This window comes from Geomesophilobacter sediminis (genome assembly GCF_016458275.1).
Taxonomy (GTDB): Bacteria; Desulfobacterota; Desulfuromonadia; order Geobacterales; family Geobacteraceae; genus Geomesophilobacter; species Geomesophilobacter sediminis.
The window spans coordinates 1-1,240 of sequence record NZ_JAEMHM010000045.1 but is presented as its reverse complement, the minus strand read 5'-3'; the positions used below and the strand labels follow the sequence as shown (position 1 = coordinate 1,240).

The following is a 1,240-nucleotide window of genomic DNA, read 5'->3' as shown; positions in this document are numbered from 1 at the left end:
CACTGCTGTCCCATAGTTGATCGATAAAAAAGAAGGCTCGGAGAGCTACTTGTGGTATATTCAGTTCGCCAAAACACGAATAAACACAAGGAGATCCGAGCCGTGGCCCATTGTAACACAGTCCTGAATCAGGTAGTGAATTTTTTCAAGAGACATGAATTTGAATCCCTCGCCCGCAAACATCATGTCGGGGGTAGCTTCAGATCGTTCAACCGCTGGACTCAGTTTATGGCCCTACTTGTCGGCCAGCTTTCGGGGCGCAAGACTCTGCGTGATCTGGTGGAGAACTTGGCCGCTCAAGGCCACAAGCTCTACCACCTCGGGATGAAGAAGGTCCCTCGCACAACGCTTGCCCGGGTGAATGAGGAGCAGCCGCACCAACTGTACAAAGAGCTCTTTCACAAAATGCTGGGGCGGTGTGAGGCGATTGCCCCGAAAAACCGCTTCAAACTGGACGCGAAACTGTTCCTGCTGGACGCTACGGTCATCAGGCTAAGCCTGAAAGTCTTTCCCTGGGCGACGTACCAGCAAAAAAAGGGCGCCATCAAGCTCCATGTCGGCATCTCGGCCGATGGCTATCTACCTGAATTTTTCGACATGACGACCGGCAAAACCCATGAAATCAACTGGGCGAAAGCATTGAGGCTTCCCGAAGGCTCCTTCGTAGTCTTTGACCGCGGCTATACCGACTACAACTGGTATCAAGCCCTCATTGATAGCAAGGTCTTCTTCGTCGCCCGGCTGAAAGACAACGCATTGGTCGAATACTTTCAGAAACGCCGAGGAAGAAAGGCCAAGGGGGTCGTGGTAGACCAGGAGATCGCTCTTCACGGAATGAAAGACCGGCTGCGACTGGTCCAGTTCAACGCCGAGGACGGCAACGAGTATCGTTTCATTACCAATGCCGACCATATGAAAGCTGCCGATATTGCAGAGCTCTACAAAGAGCGGTGGCAGATCGAGCTGTTCTTCAAGTGGATCAAGCAGAACCTGAAGGTGAAGACCTTCCTGGGAACATCGGAGAACGCTGTGCAGACTCAGCTCTGGATCGCGATGTGCGTCTATCTACTGCTCGCGTGGCTGAGGTTCAAATCGAAGTTGGAGTTGTCAGCGCAGCAGATGTTGCGATTATTACAGCTGAATTTGTTCGAGCGGCGAAATCTCGAGCACCTATTTCGACCACCCAAAAATACGCCAAATCCACAGCTGGCGCTACTTTAGAGTCTATGGGACAGCAGTG

General features: G+C 52.1%; 1 protein-coding gene. It reads left to right on the top strand.

Annotated features, from left to right (window positions below; all coding sequences use genetic code 11):
- Positions 1-102 precede the first annotated feature (102 nt).
- A complete protein-coding gene (locus tag JFN93_RS25260) occupies positions 103-1,221 on the top strand; it encodes an IS4 family transposase (RefSeq protein WP_199387166.1) in 1,119 nt (372 codons plus the stop codon).
- Positions 1,222-1,240 lie beyond the last annotated feature (19 nt).